At 43.4% G+C, this 14,990-nt stretch carries 15 protein-coding genes; 5 read left to right on the top strand and 10 right to left on the bottom strand.

What is annotated here, in order from left to right; genetic code table 11:
* Positions 1–518: 518 nt before the first annotated feature.
* Together BCY91_RS08435 and BCY91_RS08430 are read right to left on the bottom strand one after the other, a co-directional pair.
* The gene (locus tag BCY91_RS08435; RefSeq protein ID WP_120181531.1) at positions 519–878 is read right to left on the bottom strand and encodes a CoA-binding protein; all 360 of its coding nucleotides are present in this window, start codon (positions 876–878) and stop codon (positions 519–521) included.
* A gap of 153 nt (positions 879–1,031) precedes the next feature.
* On the bottom strand, positions 1,032–2,597 hold the full coding sequence (locus BCY91_RS08430; protein ID WP_120181530.1) for an NAD(P)/FAD-dependent oxidoreductase: 1,566 nt from the start codon (positions 2,595–2,597) through the stop codon (positions 1,032–1,034).
* An 83-nt stretch (positions 2,598–2,680) separates the two neighbouring features.
* Between BCY91_RS08430 and BCY91_RS08425 the strand changes: the two genes are divergently transcribed.
* From BCY91_RS08425 to BCY91_RS08410, 4 genes are all read left to right on the top strand, one after another.
* Positions 2,681–3,259: a LemA family protein gene (locus BCY91_RS08425; protein WP_120181534.1), complete on the top strand. Its 579-nt coding sequence runs from the start codon at positions 2,681–2,683 to the stop codon at positions 3,257–3,259.
* A gap of 52 nt (positions 3,260–3,311) precedes the next feature.
* Positions 3,312–3,746 carry a TPM domain-containing protein gene (locus tag BCY91_RS08420; protein WP_120181529.1) on the top strand — a complete coding sequence of 145 codons (435 nt, stop codon included), beginning with the start codon at positions 3,312–3,314 and terminating at the stop codon, positions 3,744–3,746.
* A 58-nt stretch (positions 3,747–3,804) separates the two neighbouring features.
* The gene (locus BCY91_RS08415) at positions 3,805–4,593 is read left to right on the top strand and encodes a TPM domain-containing protein (RefSeq protein ID WP_120181533.1); all 789 of its coding nucleotides are present in this window, start codon (positions 3,805–3,807) and stop codon (positions 4,591–4,593) included.
* Between the two features lie 528 nt (positions 4,594–5,121).
* Positions 5,122–5,673, top strand: a complete 552-nt coding sequence (locus BCY91_RS08410) for an NUDIX hydrolase (RefSeq protein ID WP_182995339.1) — start codon at positions 5,122–5,124, stop codon at positions 5,671–5,673.
* A gap of 114 nt (positions 5,674–5,787) precedes the next feature.
* Here the strand turns inward: BCY91_RS08410 and BCY91_RS08405 are convergent, their stop codons facing one another.
* From BCY91_RS08405 to BCY91_RS08375, 7 genes are all read right to left on the bottom strand, one after another.
* The gene (locus BCY91_RS08405) at positions 5,788–6,900 is read right to left on the bottom strand and encodes an MraY family glycosyltransferase (RefSeq protein WP_245989044.1); all 1,113 of its coding nucleotides are present in this window, start codon (positions 6,898–6,900) and stop codon (positions 5,788–5,790) included.
* A gap of 9 nt (positions 6,901–6,909) precedes the next feature.
* Positions 6,910–7,668, bottom strand: a complete 759-nt coding sequence (locus tag BCY91_RS08400; protein ID WP_120181527.1) for a glycosyltransferase family 2 protein — start codon at positions 7,666–7,668, stop codon at positions 6,910–6,912.
* Between the two features lie 9 nt (positions 7,669–7,677).
* Positions 7,678–8,352, bottom strand: coding sequence for a tyrosine-protein phosphatase (locus BCY91_RS08395; protein ID WP_245989043.1), 675 nt, complete (start codon positions 8,350–8,352; stop codon positions 7,678–7,680).
* A gap of 62 nt (positions 8,353–8,414) precedes the next feature.
* A complete protein-coding gene (rfbB, locus tag BCY91_RS08390) occupies positions 8,415–9,467 on the bottom strand; it encodes a dTDP-glucose 4,6-dehydratase (RefSeq protein ID WP_120181525.1) in 1,053 nt (350 codons plus the stop codon).
* Between the two features lie 104 nt (positions 9,468–9,571).
* Positions 9,572–10,600, bottom strand: coding sequence for a UDP-glucose 4-epimerase GalE (gene galE, locus BCY91_RS08385; RefSeq protein WP_120181524.1), 1,029 nt, complete (start codon positions 10,598–10,600; stop codon positions 9,572–9,574).
* A 1-nt stretch (position 10,601) separates the two neighbouring features.
* On the bottom strand, positions 10,602–11,588 hold the full coding sequence (locus tag BCY91_RS08380; RefSeq protein WP_120181523.1) for a UDP-glucuronic acid decarboxylase family protein: 987 nt from the start codon (positions 11,586–11,588) through the stop codon (positions 10,602–10,604).
* A gap of 3 nt (positions 11,589–11,591) precedes the next feature.
* Positions 11,592–12,914, bottom strand: coding sequence for a UDP-glucose dehydrogenase family protein (locus tag BCY91_RS08375; RefSeq protein WP_120181522.1), 1,323 nt, complete (start codon positions 12,912–12,914; stop codon positions 11,592–11,594).
* Positions 12,915–12,977: 63 nt separating this feature from the next.
* Between BCY91_RS08375 and BCY91_RS08370 the strand changes: the two genes are divergently transcribed.
* A complete protein-coding gene (locus BCY91_RS08370) occupies positions 12,978–14,207 on the top strand; it encodes a 3-deoxy-D-manno-octulosonic acid transferase (protein ID WP_120181521.1) in 1,230 nt (409 codons plus the stop codon).
* Here BCY91_RS08370 and BCY91_RS08365 read toward each other — a convergent pair.
* On the bottom strand, positions 14,204–14,596 hold the full coding sequence (locus BCY91_RS08365; RefSeq protein ID WP_120181520.1) for an HIT family protein: 393 nt from the start codon (positions 14,594–14,596) through the stop codon (positions 14,204–14,206). The two genes, BCY91_RS08370 and BCY91_RS08365, sit on opposite strands and share 4 nt — an antisense overlap.
* Positions 14,597–14,990: the final 394 nt, after the last annotated feature.

The following is a 14,990-nucleotide window of genomic DNA, read 5'->3' as shown; positions in this document are numbered from 1 at the left end:
AGTTAGACCTGACATCTCTGTCTGTCTGTTGTTTGTTCTGTCTGTCCTCCCGGCGGAGCGCCCTTTTCGGGGCGCCCGCCGGCGCTGCATGATATCTTTTTAAAGAACTTCCGTCCGGCGCATCACTGCGCGCGGCGCTTTTTTATCTTCACTGCCGCTCCCCCTCCGGGAAGGGCCTGTTTTCTATCTCTGTGTTCCCGCCGTTGCGGGGCGCAAACATACAGCTTTTTCTTTTCCCGGCCAAAATTATTTTTTATTTTTTTTTCCGGCCGCCCCCTCTCTGCCTTCCCTGCCCTGTTTCCAGTCTCCCGCAGACCTTGCGTTTGCGGAGTGCAAAGGTGCGATTCTTTTCCGCTTTTTGCAAGAAGGACCGCGTTTTATTTTCAGGTTTTCGCCTTCCATTTGCTTAACAGCCTGAATGTGTGGGAGAAAAAATTTAGCACGGAAGGAGAAAATCGGGGGGGGTTGGCGCTAAAGCTAGCGGAAATAGGCGTTAAACATAAAATCATGAAACACAGTTAATATTGATCAGTAGCCAAGAGCACTAACGTACATGCTTCTAAAGTTTCAATATTCTGCTTTTTCGCCAGTTCTTCCAGCTCGTGATTCTCTGTTCCTGGATTAAATATGATACGTTTTGGCTTTGTATCTAATATATACTGATATAAATCTTTTTGATTGGTAGGATTAACGTAAAGAGTAATGGTATCAATATCATCATGTACCCTAACCGGCTTCTCTATTGGATGATTGGCTACCTCCCCTTTTTTAACGCCTACGTTTATAATGGCGTGGCCGTGCTGTACTAACTTATGTGCCGCTTTATAAGCGTACCTGCTGGGATTAGGCGTTGCGCCGATAATCAAAGTCTTTTTCATCTTTCAAAATTTTATTTGCTCGTTATTTCAATAAACCTTGTAATGGTAAGCTAACTTCCCGCTTCGGGAGTAGGTGCATAACTCCAAAATTTGGCTTTGTATTTTATCTTACCTAAAAAATAGGTTAGAAAACGACAGGCCCAGTTACGAGTGCTATTGTAGGGTGCGCCAAACAGCATCTGCGCAAGCTTGCCCGTCGATAGCCGCAGAAATAATGCCACCGGCATAACCCGCGCCTTCTGCACAAGGAAAAAGATTGGATACATTAGGATGCTGCAAAGATTCTTTATCTCTAGGTATCCGGATTGGTGAAGAAGTGCGGGATTCAACGCCTACTAAAACGGCTTCATTGGTAAAATAACCGGTTTTACCTTTTGGCAACATCATCTTACGCCCAAATTCGGGCAAAGCACTTTTTAAACTTTGTGCCACAAACTGAGGAAGCACTTCATAAAGATTGGCGCTTTGCAATCCAGGCAGATATGAGTTTTTGGGCAAATCTGCCGAAATGCGATTATTTACAAAATCTACCATGCGCTGCGCTGGTGCCTGCAAGCTTGATCCTCCGGCCAAAAAAGCCTTTCGCTCAATATTGGTCTGAAAATCGAGCAACCGGAAAGCATCATCTTCATCAGACTTCACATCGCTCAGATTAATTTGCACCACCGTACCTGAATTTGCAAAAGGGTTGTTGCGTTTAGAAGGGCTCCATCCATTGACTACGATTTCTCCTTCTTCGGTAGCGCATGGCGCAATAATGCCTCCTGGACACATGCAGAAAGAAAAGACACCGCGGGCGCCTACCTGAGTAACCAGACTGTAATAGGAAGGTGGTAAATTTTCATGTCGGATAGCGCACTTATATTGTATCTCATCAATGATATGTTGCGGATGCTCTATGCGGACACCCAAAGCAAATGGCTTCGCCTCTAATAACAGTGATTTTTCTCTCAACAAATAATAAATATCCCGGGCAGAATGCCCCGTAGCTAAAATGAGCGCTTCGCCATCAAAATCGCCACGATTGGTAATTGCGGTTTTAAACTTCCCGTTAACAATTTTAAAATCCAGCAATTTAGTATCAAAAAGTACCTCGCCACCGGCGTTTAAAATACTTTCGCGGATGGCGCTGATGATATGAGGCAGTTTATTAGTGCCGATATGGGGACGTGCATCCACCAAAATATCTGCGTTAGCGCCGTGTGCCACCAATATCTGGAGCATTTTGTTTACATCGCCTCTTTTATCCGAACGGGTATATAATTTACCGTCCGAATAGGTGCCCGCACCGCCTTCACCGAAACAATAGTTGGATTCGGGATTTAATTTTCCGTTGCGGTTGATTTCTGCCAAATCGCGCCGGCGAGATTTCACGTCTTTTCCGCGCTCCAAAATTATCGGCTTTAAGCCTAATTCTATTAAACGTAAAGCTGCAAAAAGCCCTGCAGGCCCTGCGCCAACTATAATAACCGGCTTGGCGTGGCGGACATCTTTATAAATTGGATTAAAAACTTCCAGCGCAGGCGCTTCATTAATATATAAAAGCACCTTTAAACGGTATACAGGTTGCCGGCTACGCGCATCTATGGACCTTTTGCGCACAAAAAAATGGCTTAAGCTATCTGCTTTCAGCTTTTCTTGTTGTAAAATAACAGTTTTGATGTAGCTTTGATCGAAGATATGATCTGGGCTGATGACAAGGTCTATTTCTTTTTGCATGAAGCGTGTTGGGTTTTGATCCCAAAATGTAACAAAGGTATAAAATTTGAATCCTATTGCTAATTTTAAAGAATATGAAACACATGAGAAAACTTATTTTAGGCCTAGCGGCTCTGTTTACGGTGAGCGTACTAAGCTCGTGCGGCTATAATGCAGCTATTAAATTAGACGAGAAAGTTAAAGCCTCTTGGGGCGAGGTTGAAAACCAATATCAACGCCGTGCAGATTTAATCCCGAACTTGGTAAATACGGTTAAAGGTGCCGCAGATTTTGAAAAAGAAACGTTGACGCAAGTGATTGAGGCGCGTGCGAAAGCAACATCGGTACAGGTGGACCCTAACAAACTTACGCCAGAAAACATCCAAAAATTCCAAAGTGCGCAAGGCGAAGTTAGCCAAGCTTTGGGCAGATTGATGGTGGTATCTGAGCGTTATCCAGAACTGAAAGCAAACGCCAACTTCCAAGAGCTACAAGCACAGCTAGAGGGCACAGAAAACCGGATTGCGGTTGCCCGGAGAGATTTTAACCAGAGCGTACAAGAATATAACACGCAAATTAGAACCTTCCCAAACAATTTGTTTGCGGGAATGTTCGGTTTCCAACAGAAAGGAAGTTTTAGCGCCGAAGCCGGTGCAGATAAAGCTCCTAAGGTTGAATTTTAATATTCAAAAGCCCGGAATTTTACCGGGCTTTTGCCGTTTTTAAAACTGTATTATGGAATTGTTGAGCGAAAAAGACCAAGAAGTAATTAAGCAATCTATCGAGTGGGCCGAGAAAGCGACCAGTGGTGAAATTAGGGTTTGCGTGGAACCCAGCTGCGGTGGAGATGCCTACGCACGCGCAGTTGAATGCTTTTACGATTTAAAAATGGACAGCACACGCCTGCAAAACGGCGTGCTGATTTACGTTGCTACGGAAACAAAAAAATTTGCCATTATAGGTGATAAAGGCATTAATATGTTAGTGGGCGATAATTTTTGGGACAGCACCAAACAAGCTATGCTCGAAAAATTTAAGCTTGGGCACCTTACAGAAGGCATAAGTGTTGGCATTATTGAAGCCGGCAAACAGTTGAAAAAGTATTTCCCGTACAACAGCAACGACACCAACGAGCTACCAGACGATATAGTTTTTTTGAACAGATCTTAAATTTACGGAGCCAACCTTTACCCAAACCAGCGTTGGCGCAGCTACACGAACGATGAAGATGAGCAAGATTTTTTCCTATTTTTTACTTTTATGTGTTAGCCTATTTTCTTTCTCGGGTTTTGCACAAAATTTCCCAGCCAAACCCAATACGCTGGTTAATGATTATACCCACACTTTAAGTCAGGCCGATGTTGCCCAGCTAGAGCAAAAACTGGTTGCTTTTGATGATTCTACATCAATACAGATAGCGGTGGTGATGATTAAAAGCCTTGATGGTTATGACATTAACGATTACGGCTACCGGTTGGGCCGTGCATGGGGAATAGGCGGAAAAGATAAAAACACGGGGATACTGTTGTTAACTTCTATTGGCGACCGTAAAGTAACTATCCAAACCGGCTACGGGATGGAGGGCGCCTTGCCCGATGCGATTGCTAAGCGTATTATCGAAAATGAAATTAAGCCTTTTTATAAAACAGGCGATTACGCAAGCGGATTAAAGGCCGGCACAGACGCTATTATTAGCTATACCAAAGGCGAATACAAAAACACGGCCCCGAAAAAATCGGGGAAGAAAACAGGATTGCCTGTGGGGCTAATTGTGGTAATTGCTATCGTAATTATCAGTTTGTTAGGCAGACGCGGCGGCGGTGGCGGCGGACGAAAAGTGATTGGGAGTCGCGGCGCTGCCGACATTATGTGGTGGTCCTTGCTGAGCGGTATGGGAAATAGTGGCAGAAGAAGCAGTGGCGGATTTGGAGGCGGTGGATTTGGCGGTGGCGGAGGAGGCTTCGGTGGGTTTGGAGGCGGAAGCTTTGGAGGCGGTGGCGCTAGCGGAAGCTGGTAGTTGGTGAGTAGTGAGTAAAGAATAATGAGCAAGGAATAAAGACATGAGAAGTGAGATTTGAGAAAGCCATTGCCTGCCTAAAATCGACCCTTTTTTCTTTGTGGCTCGTGTCTTTGTGGCTGGATTTGAAAAGAGCAAGGAATAAAGAGTAAGGAGTAAAGACATAAGAAGTGAGATTTGAGATTTCAGAAAGCCATTGCCTACTTAAAACTGACCCTCTTTTTTCTTCGTGGCTTCGTGCCTTTGTGGCTGAAACTTGAGAGTAAAGAATAAAGATCAAGGAGCAAAGACATAAGAAGTAAGATATGAGATCCGAGAAAGAGATTGTCTATTTACAATTGCGACACACTTCCCATTTTCAAACCACCGTCTCAGAAAACAGCCTTCTCTTTGCGTCCATCGCGTCTTTGCGGTGCTAAGAATTTGAGAAATCAACGGGACAGGGAAAAGAGCAAGAAATACGAGTAAAGTAGCGATTAGTTAAAATAAAGACCAACATTTGCTTAGGCTTAGTAAAACATAAAAATAATGGCAATTTCTAAATGGAAGACTTGCGCTTCCGAATACTTGGTTAAAAGGCCTTGGGCGACTCTGAGGGTTGATGAATGTGAACTTCCGGACGGCAGGGTGGCATCTGAATATTATGTATTGGAATACCCAAACTGGGTGAATGTAGTGGCCATCACAGAAGACGAAAAAGTGATTATGGTAAGACAGTATCGCCACAGCGCAAATATTGTTTCTATAGAAATTCCGGGTGGCGTAATTGACGATGGAGAAAAACCGGTTGATGCCGCTAAAAGAGAACTGCTGGAAGAAACCGGTTATCTGTTCAAGGATTTTGAGCAAGTAAGCTGTATTTACCCCAACCCTGCAACATCAAACAATGTTACTTATTGCTTTTTGGCCACCGGAGGTAAAAAAGTGCAAGAGCAAGCTTTAGACGAGCACGAAGATATTGACATAGAATTTTACAGCATTGCTGAAGTGAAGGAAATGTTGCTGAAAAACCAAATCCCCCAGGCGTTACACGTTACCGGTTTAATGTATGGATTGTTAAAACTAGGCGAACTGAAATAAGAAACTCAGCTTTTTGCGTTAACGACAGGAATGGCATCCTTTTTTGCCCTTTTTTAAACCCCCAAGTATTGGGCAAAAAAGATATAATGGATGGCGTGTTAAAACGCCCAAACATCATTTATACAAAAAATGTATTTTAAAATGGCCACGATCCTTTATGCGCAACAAAATGGTAGTTAGCCAATTAATGAGGGCGCAAATGCCCATAAACAAAAAAATAAGCACAAAATTGCCCCAACTACGCAAGTTCAGCGCTAAGTAAATAAACAACAGATTGGTAAAAGCCAGGGCGTAAGTTGTTTGGATATGGCTGAAACCTAAGCGCAAAATGCGGTGATGGATGTGGTTTCGATCTGCTTTGAAAGGCGAATTTCCTCTGAGGATGCGTATGGAAAACACGCGGAACGTATCGAAAAGCGGGATAATAAGTACAGAAACAGCAATGGCGGGAGCCGAGAAAAAAGATGGCCGGATGCCGTTATCCGTAAACTTGTTGAGTTCGATGAATTTGATAGCTAAAACCACTGAGATTAAACCCACCAACAAGCTACCGGTATCGCCCATAAAAATGCGTGCGGGCGTATAGTTGTAATACAAAAATCCGATAATGGCGCCCACCATGCTAAATGCCAAAGAAGCCATTTCTATTTGGCCCATATGGATAAAAAGCACGGCGAAAGTAAGGTTAACCACCAGCCCAATTGTACCGGCCAAGCCGTTTATGCCATCTATTAAATTGAAGGCGTTTACCACAAACATGATGATAAGCACCGATACCGGAATGCTGATAAAATTCGGGATTTCGGCCACGTTGAACACGCCGTATAAACTTGTTAAACGCACATCGCCCAGCAAAACAAGTATAATAGCCACTAAAAACTGCATCACAAACTTAGTGCTGGGTCCCGAGCCTGCTAAATCATCTTTTAAGCCGATGGCAAATAAAATAATGCAGGAGGTTAACAAAATATTGGTGGGCAAAATGGCGTCGTACTTAGCAAAAAGCAACGAAACAATGGTAAAGCTACAAAAAATGGCTACGCCGCCTAAACGTGGAATACCGTGGTCGTGATCTTTACGGCCGCTTTCCATATCGTCAAACAAATGGCGCTCGCGGGCGACGAAAATAATTGAAGGTATAGCGATAAAAGAGACAATGCTGGAAACGACAATGACCACCAAGTAGTAAATCCACTCAACTTCAAGGAATGAAAAATCGAAGTTCACAAGGTAAAGTTAAAAATTTTTGTTCCAAAATTGTCCAATTTTCGAAAGCGGTTTTAACACCGAAACCAAAAGCGGATTGGGAACCCCGTTTTTCTCTAAAGCCATGCGATCTTCGCGATTGGCATTTAAGCGATTTTTAAAACTTCTGTTGCTTAAGCCACCAACCCGCATTTTGGTAAGTACTTTTGGCAAGTACGCCGCTTCAATTTGGTGTTTAAACAAAAAACGTAAAATCAAATCGTAATCGGCGGCAGATTTATAGCCTAAATCGTACAGACCGAATTTTTTAAAACAACGCTTTTTAATAAACAATGCAGGGTGCGGCGGCATCCAGCCACGTTTAAAATTGTTGATGTTGTACTCGCCGGAAATCCAGTTTCTTATTATTTTATCTGGGTTCTCGCGATTGATGTATTGCAAATCGCCATAAACGGCATCTAATTTAGCGTCTTCATCAAATTTTTGCTTCACGCCGGCCAACACGTTTTCATCAGCAAAAAAATCATCCGAATGCAAAATGCCGATAACATCGCCGGTAGCCAGCTGAATACCTTTATTCAAAGCATCATAAATCCCTTTATCAGGCTCGGAAACGATGGTGTTGATGTGTTGATGTTTAGAAGCTAGAATTTCTAAAGTATCGTCTGTACTTTTCCCATCAACAATTACCAGTTCTTTATTGATATAAGATTGCGCAATAAAGCTATCTAGGGCCGTTTTTAAAAAAGCCTGCGAATTATAGGTAGCGGTAATTACAGAAATGCGCATGTCGCAAAATTAACACAACAATTTGTTTTGTAAGGCGCCATCATCCAAAAGCTGGGCTAAAGCGGGTACAAATAGGCTTTTTTCTAACGCATCGGCATGTTTTAAATGGTGCATATCCGAGCCGATAAAGTCTATCATCATATTTTCTACCAAATCTTCGGCTATTTTTTGTGTGGCTTTGCCATAATAACCTGTTAAAGAAATGGTATTGAGCTGAAAGTAGCAACCATACTCTTTTATCTTATAAAAATTTTCGATGGAACCGTATAGGTAAGGATACCTTTCGGGATGAGCTAAAATTGGCTTTAAACCCTTATCATTTAGTTTTTGGATAATGTCTTTAATGTTGTTGGGATAGTTGATGTACGACAGCTCAAACAAAATATAATCTTTCCCCATGGTCATCAGGTTACCTGCGTTGATCTTATTCTCGAAGGTTTCGTCCAAGTAATACTCGGCGGCCGCTTCTACTGGGATGTCAATTTTTTGCTTTAACAGCTCTTCTCGCAACAGATCTAAAGCGCGATTAATGGTATCGGGCGTATTGCGGTAATAGTCTGCCATAATATGTGGCGTAGCAATCAGCTTTTGGAACCCGAGTTTCTGGAGACGCTTAATCAATAAGATTGATTCTTTAACGGTGGGTGCGCCGTCATCAATACCGGGCAGGATATGCGAATGCATATCCACGCCAAGTGCTGAAAAATCAAATTCCGGTATTCGCTTTTTTTTAAAAAACCCGAACATTATCTGTTTTGGTACTGCTCTTCGTAGTAGTGTTGGTAGTTGCCAGAGGTAACGTTGTTTAGCCAGGCTTCATTAGCCAAATACCAATCTACGGTTTTCTCTAAACCTTCCTCAAATTGCAAACTTGGCTCCCAGCCTAAATCGTTTTTTAGTTTGGTAGCATCAATTGCATAGCGTAAATCGTGCCCGGCACGGTCTGTAACGTAGGTAATCAATTTTTCCGATGTCCCTTCTTCGCGGCCTAACTTTTTATCCATCAGCTTGCAAAGTGTACGGATCAAATCAATGTTAGTCCATTCGTTATGTCCACCAATATTATAGGTAGTACCGGTTTTTGCTTGGTGATAAATGACGTCTATAGCGCGTGCGTGGTCTTCTACCCACAGCCAATCTCTAATATTTTCGCCTTTTCCGTAAATAGGAATGGCTTTATTTTGTTTGATGTTATGGATAGAAAGCGGAATCAGTTTCTCTGGAAAATGGTACGAGCCATAATTGTTAGAGCAATTGGAAATCACGCAATCCATACCGTAAGTATCATGATAAGCACGCACAAAATGATCTGAACTTGCTTTTGAGGCCGAGTATGGCGAATGCGGATCGTAAGAAGTTTCTTCCGTAAACATTTCTGTTCCCTCGCCTAAAGTGCCATAAACTTCGTCTGTAGAAACGTGGTAAAAGCGCTTTTTATCGTAATTGCCTTTCCACGCTGTTTTGGCAGCATTTAACAAATTTACCGTTCCAACAACGTTGGTCATCACAAACTCAATGGGGTTCGAGATTGACCTATCCACATGCGACTCTGCCGCTAAATGGATTACGCCGTCAAAATTTTCTTCTGCAAATAAGTTCTGGATAAAATCGGCATCTACAATATCCCCTTTTACAAACTTGTAATTGGCTGCATTTTCAACATCGCGCAGGTTTTCTAAATTGCCTGCATAAGTCAGTTTATCCAAATTCACAATTTGGTAGTTTGGATAAGTGTTCACAAACCGTCTAACAACGTGCGAACCTATAAATCCGGCTCCGCCGGTGATAAGGATTTTCATTTTATGAGATTTGAGTATTGAGATGTGAGATATGAGACGATTTGCAAACTTGTTATAAACTATAAAAGTTCTCAAATCTCACATCTCCTCTCTCATATCTAAATTTAAAAAGGATTCTTCTGTATATATTTCTCCCACTCCCAAGCAGACTTCATCATGTCATCTACGTTAAGTTCTGCTTTCCAGCCTAATTCGCGAGTCGATTTGCTGACATCGCCATAAACTTTCTCGATGTCTCCGGCACGGCGCGGGCCAATCACATAATTCAGTTTTTCGCCAGTGGAGCTTTCAAAAGCTTTGATAATCTCCAAAACAGTTGTGCCTTTGCCGGTGCCAATGTTAAACACTTCGTAATTATCGGCAGATTTACCTTCTTCCATACGTTTAATTGCGGCAACGTGTGCTTTGGCCAAATCTACCACGTGAATGTAGTCTCTAATGCAACTACCGTCTGGCGTGTTGTAATCGTCGCCAAAAACGGTGATTTTCTCCCGTTTACCAATGGCGGTTTGCGTAACAAAAGGAATTAGGTTTTGAGGAACGCCAATAGGCAATTCGCCAATTAAAGCGCTTTCGTGCGCACCAACCGGGTTAAAATACCTAAGCGCTACAATTTTATAATTGCTGTTCACCGTGGCGGTTTCGCTCAAAATTTCTTCGGCAATTTGTTTGGTGTTGCCGTACGGCGATTCGGCTTTTTTTACAGGCGCTTCCTCTGTAACAGGCAAAACATCGGGCTGGCCGTAAACCGTACAGCTAGATGAAAACACAAAATTGATGTTTTTACCTTTATAAGGCGTTAACAAGTTAATTAGCGAAAAGAAGTTATTGCGGTAGTATTCCAGGGGTTTTTCAACCGATTCGCCCACGGCTTTAAATGCCGCGAAGTGGATAATCCCGGTAATGTCTGGGTTAGCCTCAAGAAAAGCCGCTGTTTTCCGCTCATCACATAAATCAAACTCATGAAATTCTGGCTTATAGCCGATGATTTTTTCTATCTGATCTAATATTTTGATGGATGAGTTTGAAAGGTTGTCCACAATTACCGGTGTGTAACCGGCGTTGTAGAGCTCAACAACGGTATGCGAGCCAATAAAACCTGTACCTCCGGTCACTAAAATCTTTTTACCCATATTATCTGTTGTAATTTTTAAAGTCTTTATGTTCTATTTTGTCCAGCTGTTCTTTGCTAAGCGTCTTAAAATATTCGTAGGTAATCTTTAAACCTTCTGCGCGGTTAACCTTTGGTTCCCAGCCCAAAATCTCTTTCGCTTTGGTAATATCCGGGCGGCGCTGTTTAGGGTCATCCTGCGGAAGCGGCTTATAAACCACTTTTTGGTTAGTGCCCGTCAGTTTGATGATTTCCTCGGCAAACTGGCCTATGGTAATTTCATCCGGGTTACCGATGTTCACCGGCTGTGCATAATCCGACAGCAGAAGCCTGTAAATACCTTCTACCAAGTCGTCCACATAACAGAAAGAGCGGGTCTGCGATCCGTCGCCGAAAACCGTTAAATCTTCGCCGCGCAAAGCCTGGCCTATAAATGCCGGCAAAACACGGCCGTCGTTGAGGCGCATACGGGGTCCGTAAGTGTTGAAGATGCGCACAATGCGGGTTTCCAGTCCGTGGAACGTATGATAAGCCATGGTCATAGCTTCCTGAAAGCGTTTAGCCTCATCGTACACGCCTCGCGGCCCCACGGGGTTCACGTTTCCCCAATATTCTTCGGGCTGCGGGTTCACCGCGGGGTCGCCGTAAACTTCGGAGGTTGAAGCAATGATGAGCCTAGATTTTTTTGCGCGCGCCAAACCTAGCAGGTTGTGGATACCCAAAGAACCTACTTTTAAAGTCTGTATCGGAATTTTAAGGTAATCGATAGGGCTTGCCGGCGAAGCAAAGTGCAGGATATAATCCAGCTGTCCCGGTACGTGCACAAATTTGGAAACGTCGTGGTTGTAAAACTCAAAGTTCTCCAGCTTAAACAGGTGTTCGATATTGGCCAAGTCGCCGGTAATCAGGTTGTCCATGCCGATCACATGGCAGCCTTCTTTGATAAACCTATCGCACAGGTGCGACCCTAAAAAGCCGGCAGCGCCGGTAATGAGTACTCTTTTCTGCATTTTTTACGCTTGTTTTGTGTTAACCTCTGCCCTGCCTATGCTGTTGTAATAAAAACCCAGGTCAATCATCCGGTGCAGATCATAAAGGTTGCGGCCGTCAAAAACTACTTTTGCTTTCAGCTTTTCTTCCATCTGTTTAAAATCCGGGTTGCGGAAAACCTGCCATTCTGTAGCAATGATGAGCGCGTCCGCGCCTTCTAAAGCTTGGTATTGGTTATCGGCGAAAGCCAGGGCATCGCCTTTAAGTTTGCGCACATTCTCCATCCCCTCTGGGTCGTAAGCCACAATCTCTGCGCCGGCTTTGATAAGCTCGTCTATAATATATAAGGCGGGCGCTTCACGGATATCATCGGTTTCGGGCTTAAATGCCAGCCCCCAAAGCGCGAATTTTTTGCCTTTTACGTCGCCTTTGTAGTAATTCATCATTTTTTCTACGATTTTCAGCTTCTGGCTCTGGTTTACGTCCATCACCGCTTTCAAAATCCGGAAATCGTAATTGTATTCTTCGGAAGAAAGCGCCAGCGCCTGCACATCCTTAGGGAAACAGCTGCCGCCGTAACCGATGCCCGGGAACAAGAAACGCTTCCCGATACGGTCATCCGATCCCACGCCTTTGCGCACCATGTCCACATCTGCACCTACCAGCTCGCAAAGGTTGGCCACCTCGTTCATAAATGTGATTTTGGTTGCCAAGAACGAGTTGGCCGCGTATTTCGTCAGTTCCGAGGAACGCTCGTCCATAAAAATAATCGGATTGCCGGAACGCACGTAAGGCGCGTACAGCTCCTCCATCAGTTTTTTCGCATTCTCGCTGCGGGTGCCCACCACCACACGGTCGGGCTTCATAAAATCGTCAACGGCAACGCCTTCTCGTAAAAATTCAGGATTAGATACCACATCAACTTCTACCAGGGTATTTTCTTTGAACACGGCTTTTACCTTATCTGCCGTGCCCACCGGAACCGTAGATTTGGTAACCACCACTTTATAATCTTTTACCAAACTGGCAATATCTTTGGCCGCGCCAAGCACGTAGCTTAAATCGGCCCGGCCGTCGCCGCCCGGGGGCGTAGGCAAGGCTAGGAAGATGATCTGCGCATCTTCAATGGCTTCGGCAAGGTTGGTGGTGAATTTTAAACGGTTCTGCTCAATATTACGGTCAAACAGCACGTCCAAGCCCGGCTCGTAAATGGGCAGTTCGCCGTTTTTCATCTTGTTTACTTTCTCTTCAACAATGTCTACGCAAATGACGTCGTTGCCGGTCTCGGCCAAACAGGTGCCTGTTACCAAGCCCACGTAACCTGTCCCAATTACTGCTATCTTCATATTTAGGTTGAGTATTAATTCAAATTTTTTTAAACTTGGCGAAGTTAATAATTCAGCACTTAAATGCCTATTTTTTACAGCCTTGCAATCAGATTTTATTATGTGCTGCTTTATTTAGCCTCTTTTTTTAACCAAAAAGCTAAGTTTTGGATACAGGGACGAAAAAATTGGGAAAGCCGTTTTAAACCTACTGCAAACAAAAAACGGGCGTGGTTACACTTTGCTTCTTTAGGCGAATTTGAGCAGGGGAAGCCACTTTTACAGGCTATCCGCAAACAACATCCTGAAAAAGAAATTATTATCACTTTCTTCTCCCCTTCGGGATACGAAGTGCGCAAAAACAGCAATCTGGGCGATTATATTCTTTATCTGCCATTGGATACACCTGCCAATGCTCAGCGCTTTTTGGATATTTTTACGCCAGAACTGGTCATTTTTAACAAGTACGAGTATTGGTTTAATTTTTATAAGGCTTGCGCCGATAGAGGGGTGCCGGTTTACGTAAGCTCGGCGATTTTTAGGCCTAACCAAATTTTCTTTAAATGGTACGGAGCTTTTAACCGCCGAATTTTGGGTTTTGTGCAGCATTTTTTTGTGCAGAACAAAGAATCCGCACAACTGCTTGCCAGCATAGGTTTTAATAACGCTACAGTTTGTGGCGATACCCGTTTTGATAGCGTGCTGGACCTGGCCAAGAGCAGAAAAGATTTTCCGCTAGTTGAGGCTTTTAAAGCTGGCAGTAAGCTGATTGTTGCAGGAAGCACTTGGCCGGCTGATGAAGCTTTGATTCATAATTACGCTGAACTGTTGCCAAAAGATTGGAAAATAATTTTTGCCCCGCACGAGATTGGCGAGGAAAAAATTACTGGCTTGCAAAAACTGCTGGGAGAAAAAGCGCTACGTTACTCTGCAACAAGTATGGACCAGGAAATGCCTTTGGCCAACTACCGCTACTTAGTTATCGATAATATTGGGATGTTATCATCGCTGTACAGTTATGGTGAACTGGCCTATATTGGCGGAGGCTTTGGCGTGGGTATCCACAACACTTTGGAAGCCGCCGCCTGGGGTTTGCCGGTTGTGTTTGGGCCAAACTACCAAAAATTTCAGGAAGCAAAAGATTTAATTGCTTTTGGGGGTGGCTTTTCTGTTAAAACACAAAATGAACTAAACCAAGTTTTTAATGTCTTGGTTAATGATAAAGAAGACCGAGCTAAAGCCGGCGCGATTGCGAAAGAATATGTGGCAGCCCATACGGGCGCAAGCGCGCAAATAATGGCTAAGATTTTTTAGAACGCGTTTAAAATCCGCAATGCTACCTCGCTCAACTCTTTTTCAGAGAGTTTAAGCTTAGGGTTGCTAAAGTCCATATCGGTAATATTATCAATTGGGATTAAATGCACGTGCGTATGCGGAACTTCTAAACCTACAACAGCTACACCCACCCGCGCACATGGGATTGCTTTTTTAATAGCCCCGGCAACTACCTTGGCAAAAATCATTAAACCGGCGTAGGTTTCGTCATCCAAATCGAAAATATAATCTACCTCCTTTTTAGGGATGACCAATACGTGTCCAATTTTCAAAGGGTTTATATCTAAAAAGGCTAAAAAATCTTCCGTCTCCGCAACTTTGTGCGATGGAATTTCGCCGTTTACTATTTTAGTGAATATAGATGCCATTTTAGTTGAATTAGTTTACTGGTTCATTTAGTTTGTCAGGGTGCAAGTTAGCTTATTACTTGCTAATAATTGGCAGATAGCTGTAAGCAGACTTGCCTTTAGATTAGCCTCGACAGTGACAACGTATTTTAGGGGCTACCCTCCAATAGCTTGAAAAAATTAAAAAAAAATTGGAACTTTTAGTAAGTAAACTTCAGAAGTTTTAAAAACTTCTGAAGTTTGATCTTCGCATGCTATCCTAACTAGCGTGCCCACGCGATAAGCCGGGCCTTCCGAGTTTTGGCAGTGAAGCCCGGGAAATCTTTTGCAAAAACATGAATGCTTGCACAGGCGTGAGCAAACCGACGAGTGTTGCAGAAACTTTGTTAAAGCACAACCGTTCGCACGGCTTCGG

It is taken from the genome of Pelobium manganitolerans, assembly GCF_003609575.1.
Taxonomy (GTDB): Bacteria; Bacteroidota; Bacteroidia; order Sphingobacteriales; family Sphingobacteriaceae; genus Pseudopedobacter; species Pseudopedobacter manganitolerans.
This window is presented reverse-complemented; position numbering and strand designations above follow the sequence as displayed.

What these genes read in the sequence shown, in the direction of transcription:
- BCY91_RS08435 (WP_120181531.1), bottom strand. Translation starts at nt 878, where the DNA reads ATGAAAAAGACTTTGATTATCGGCGCAACGCCTAATCCCAGCAGGTAC.
- BCY91_RS08430 (WP_120181530.1), bottom strand. Translation starts at nt 2,597, where the DNA reads ATGCAAAAAGAAATAGACCTTGTCATCAGCCCAGATCATATCTTCGAT.
- BCY91_RS08425 (WP_120181534.1), top strand. Translation starts at nt 2,681, where the DNA reads ATGAGAAAACTTATTTTAGGCCTAGCGGCTCTGTTTACGGTGAGCGTA.
- BCY91_RS08420 (WP_120181529.1), top strand. Translation starts at nt 3,312, where the DNA reads ATGGAATTGTTGAGCGAAAAAGACCAAGAAGTAATTAAGCAATCTATC.
- BCY91_RS08415 (WP_120181533.1), top strand. Translation starts at nt 3,805, where the DNA reads ATGAGCAAGATTTTTTCCTATTTTTTACTTTTATGTGTTAGCCTATTT.
- BCY91_RS08410 (WP_182995339.1), top strand. Translation starts at nt 5,122, where the DNA reads ATGGCAATTTCTAAATGGAAGACTTGCGCTTCCGAATACTTGGTTAAA.
- BCY91_RS08400 (WP_120181527.1), bottom strand. Translation starts at nt 7,668, where the DNA reads ATGCGCATTTCTGTAATTACCGCTACCTATAATTCGCAGGCTTTTTTA.
- BCY91_RS08395 (WP_245989043.1), bottom strand. Translation starts at nt 8,352, where the DNA reads ATGCATTCGCATATCCTGCCCGGTATTGATGACGGCGCACCCACCGTT.
- rfbB (WP_120181525.1), bottom strand. Translation starts at nt 9,467, where the DNA reads ATGAAAATCCTTATCACCGGCGGAGCCGGATTTATAGGTTCGCACGTT.
- galE (WP_120181524.1), bottom strand. Translation starts at nt 10,600, where the DNA reads ATGGGTAAAAAGATTTTAGTGACCGGAGGTACAGGTTTTATTGGCTCG.
- BCY91_RS08380 (WP_120181523.1), bottom strand. Translation starts at nt 11,588, where the DNA reads ATGCAGAAAAGAGTACTCATTACCGGCGCTGCCGGCTTTTTAGGGTCG.
- BCY91_RS08375 (WP_120181522.1), bottom strand. Translation starts at nt 12,914, where the DNA reads ATGAAGATAGCAGTAATTGGGACAGGTTACGTGGGCTTGGTAACAGGC.
- BCY91_RS08370 (WP_120181521.1), top strand. Translation starts at nt 12,978, where the DNA reads ATGCCTATTTTTTACAGCCTTGCAATCAGATTTTATTATGTGCTGCTT.
- BCY91_RS08365 (WP_120181520.1), bottom strand. Translation starts at nt 14,596, where the DNA reads ATGGCATCTATATTCACTAAAATAGTAAACGGCGAAATTCCATCGCAC.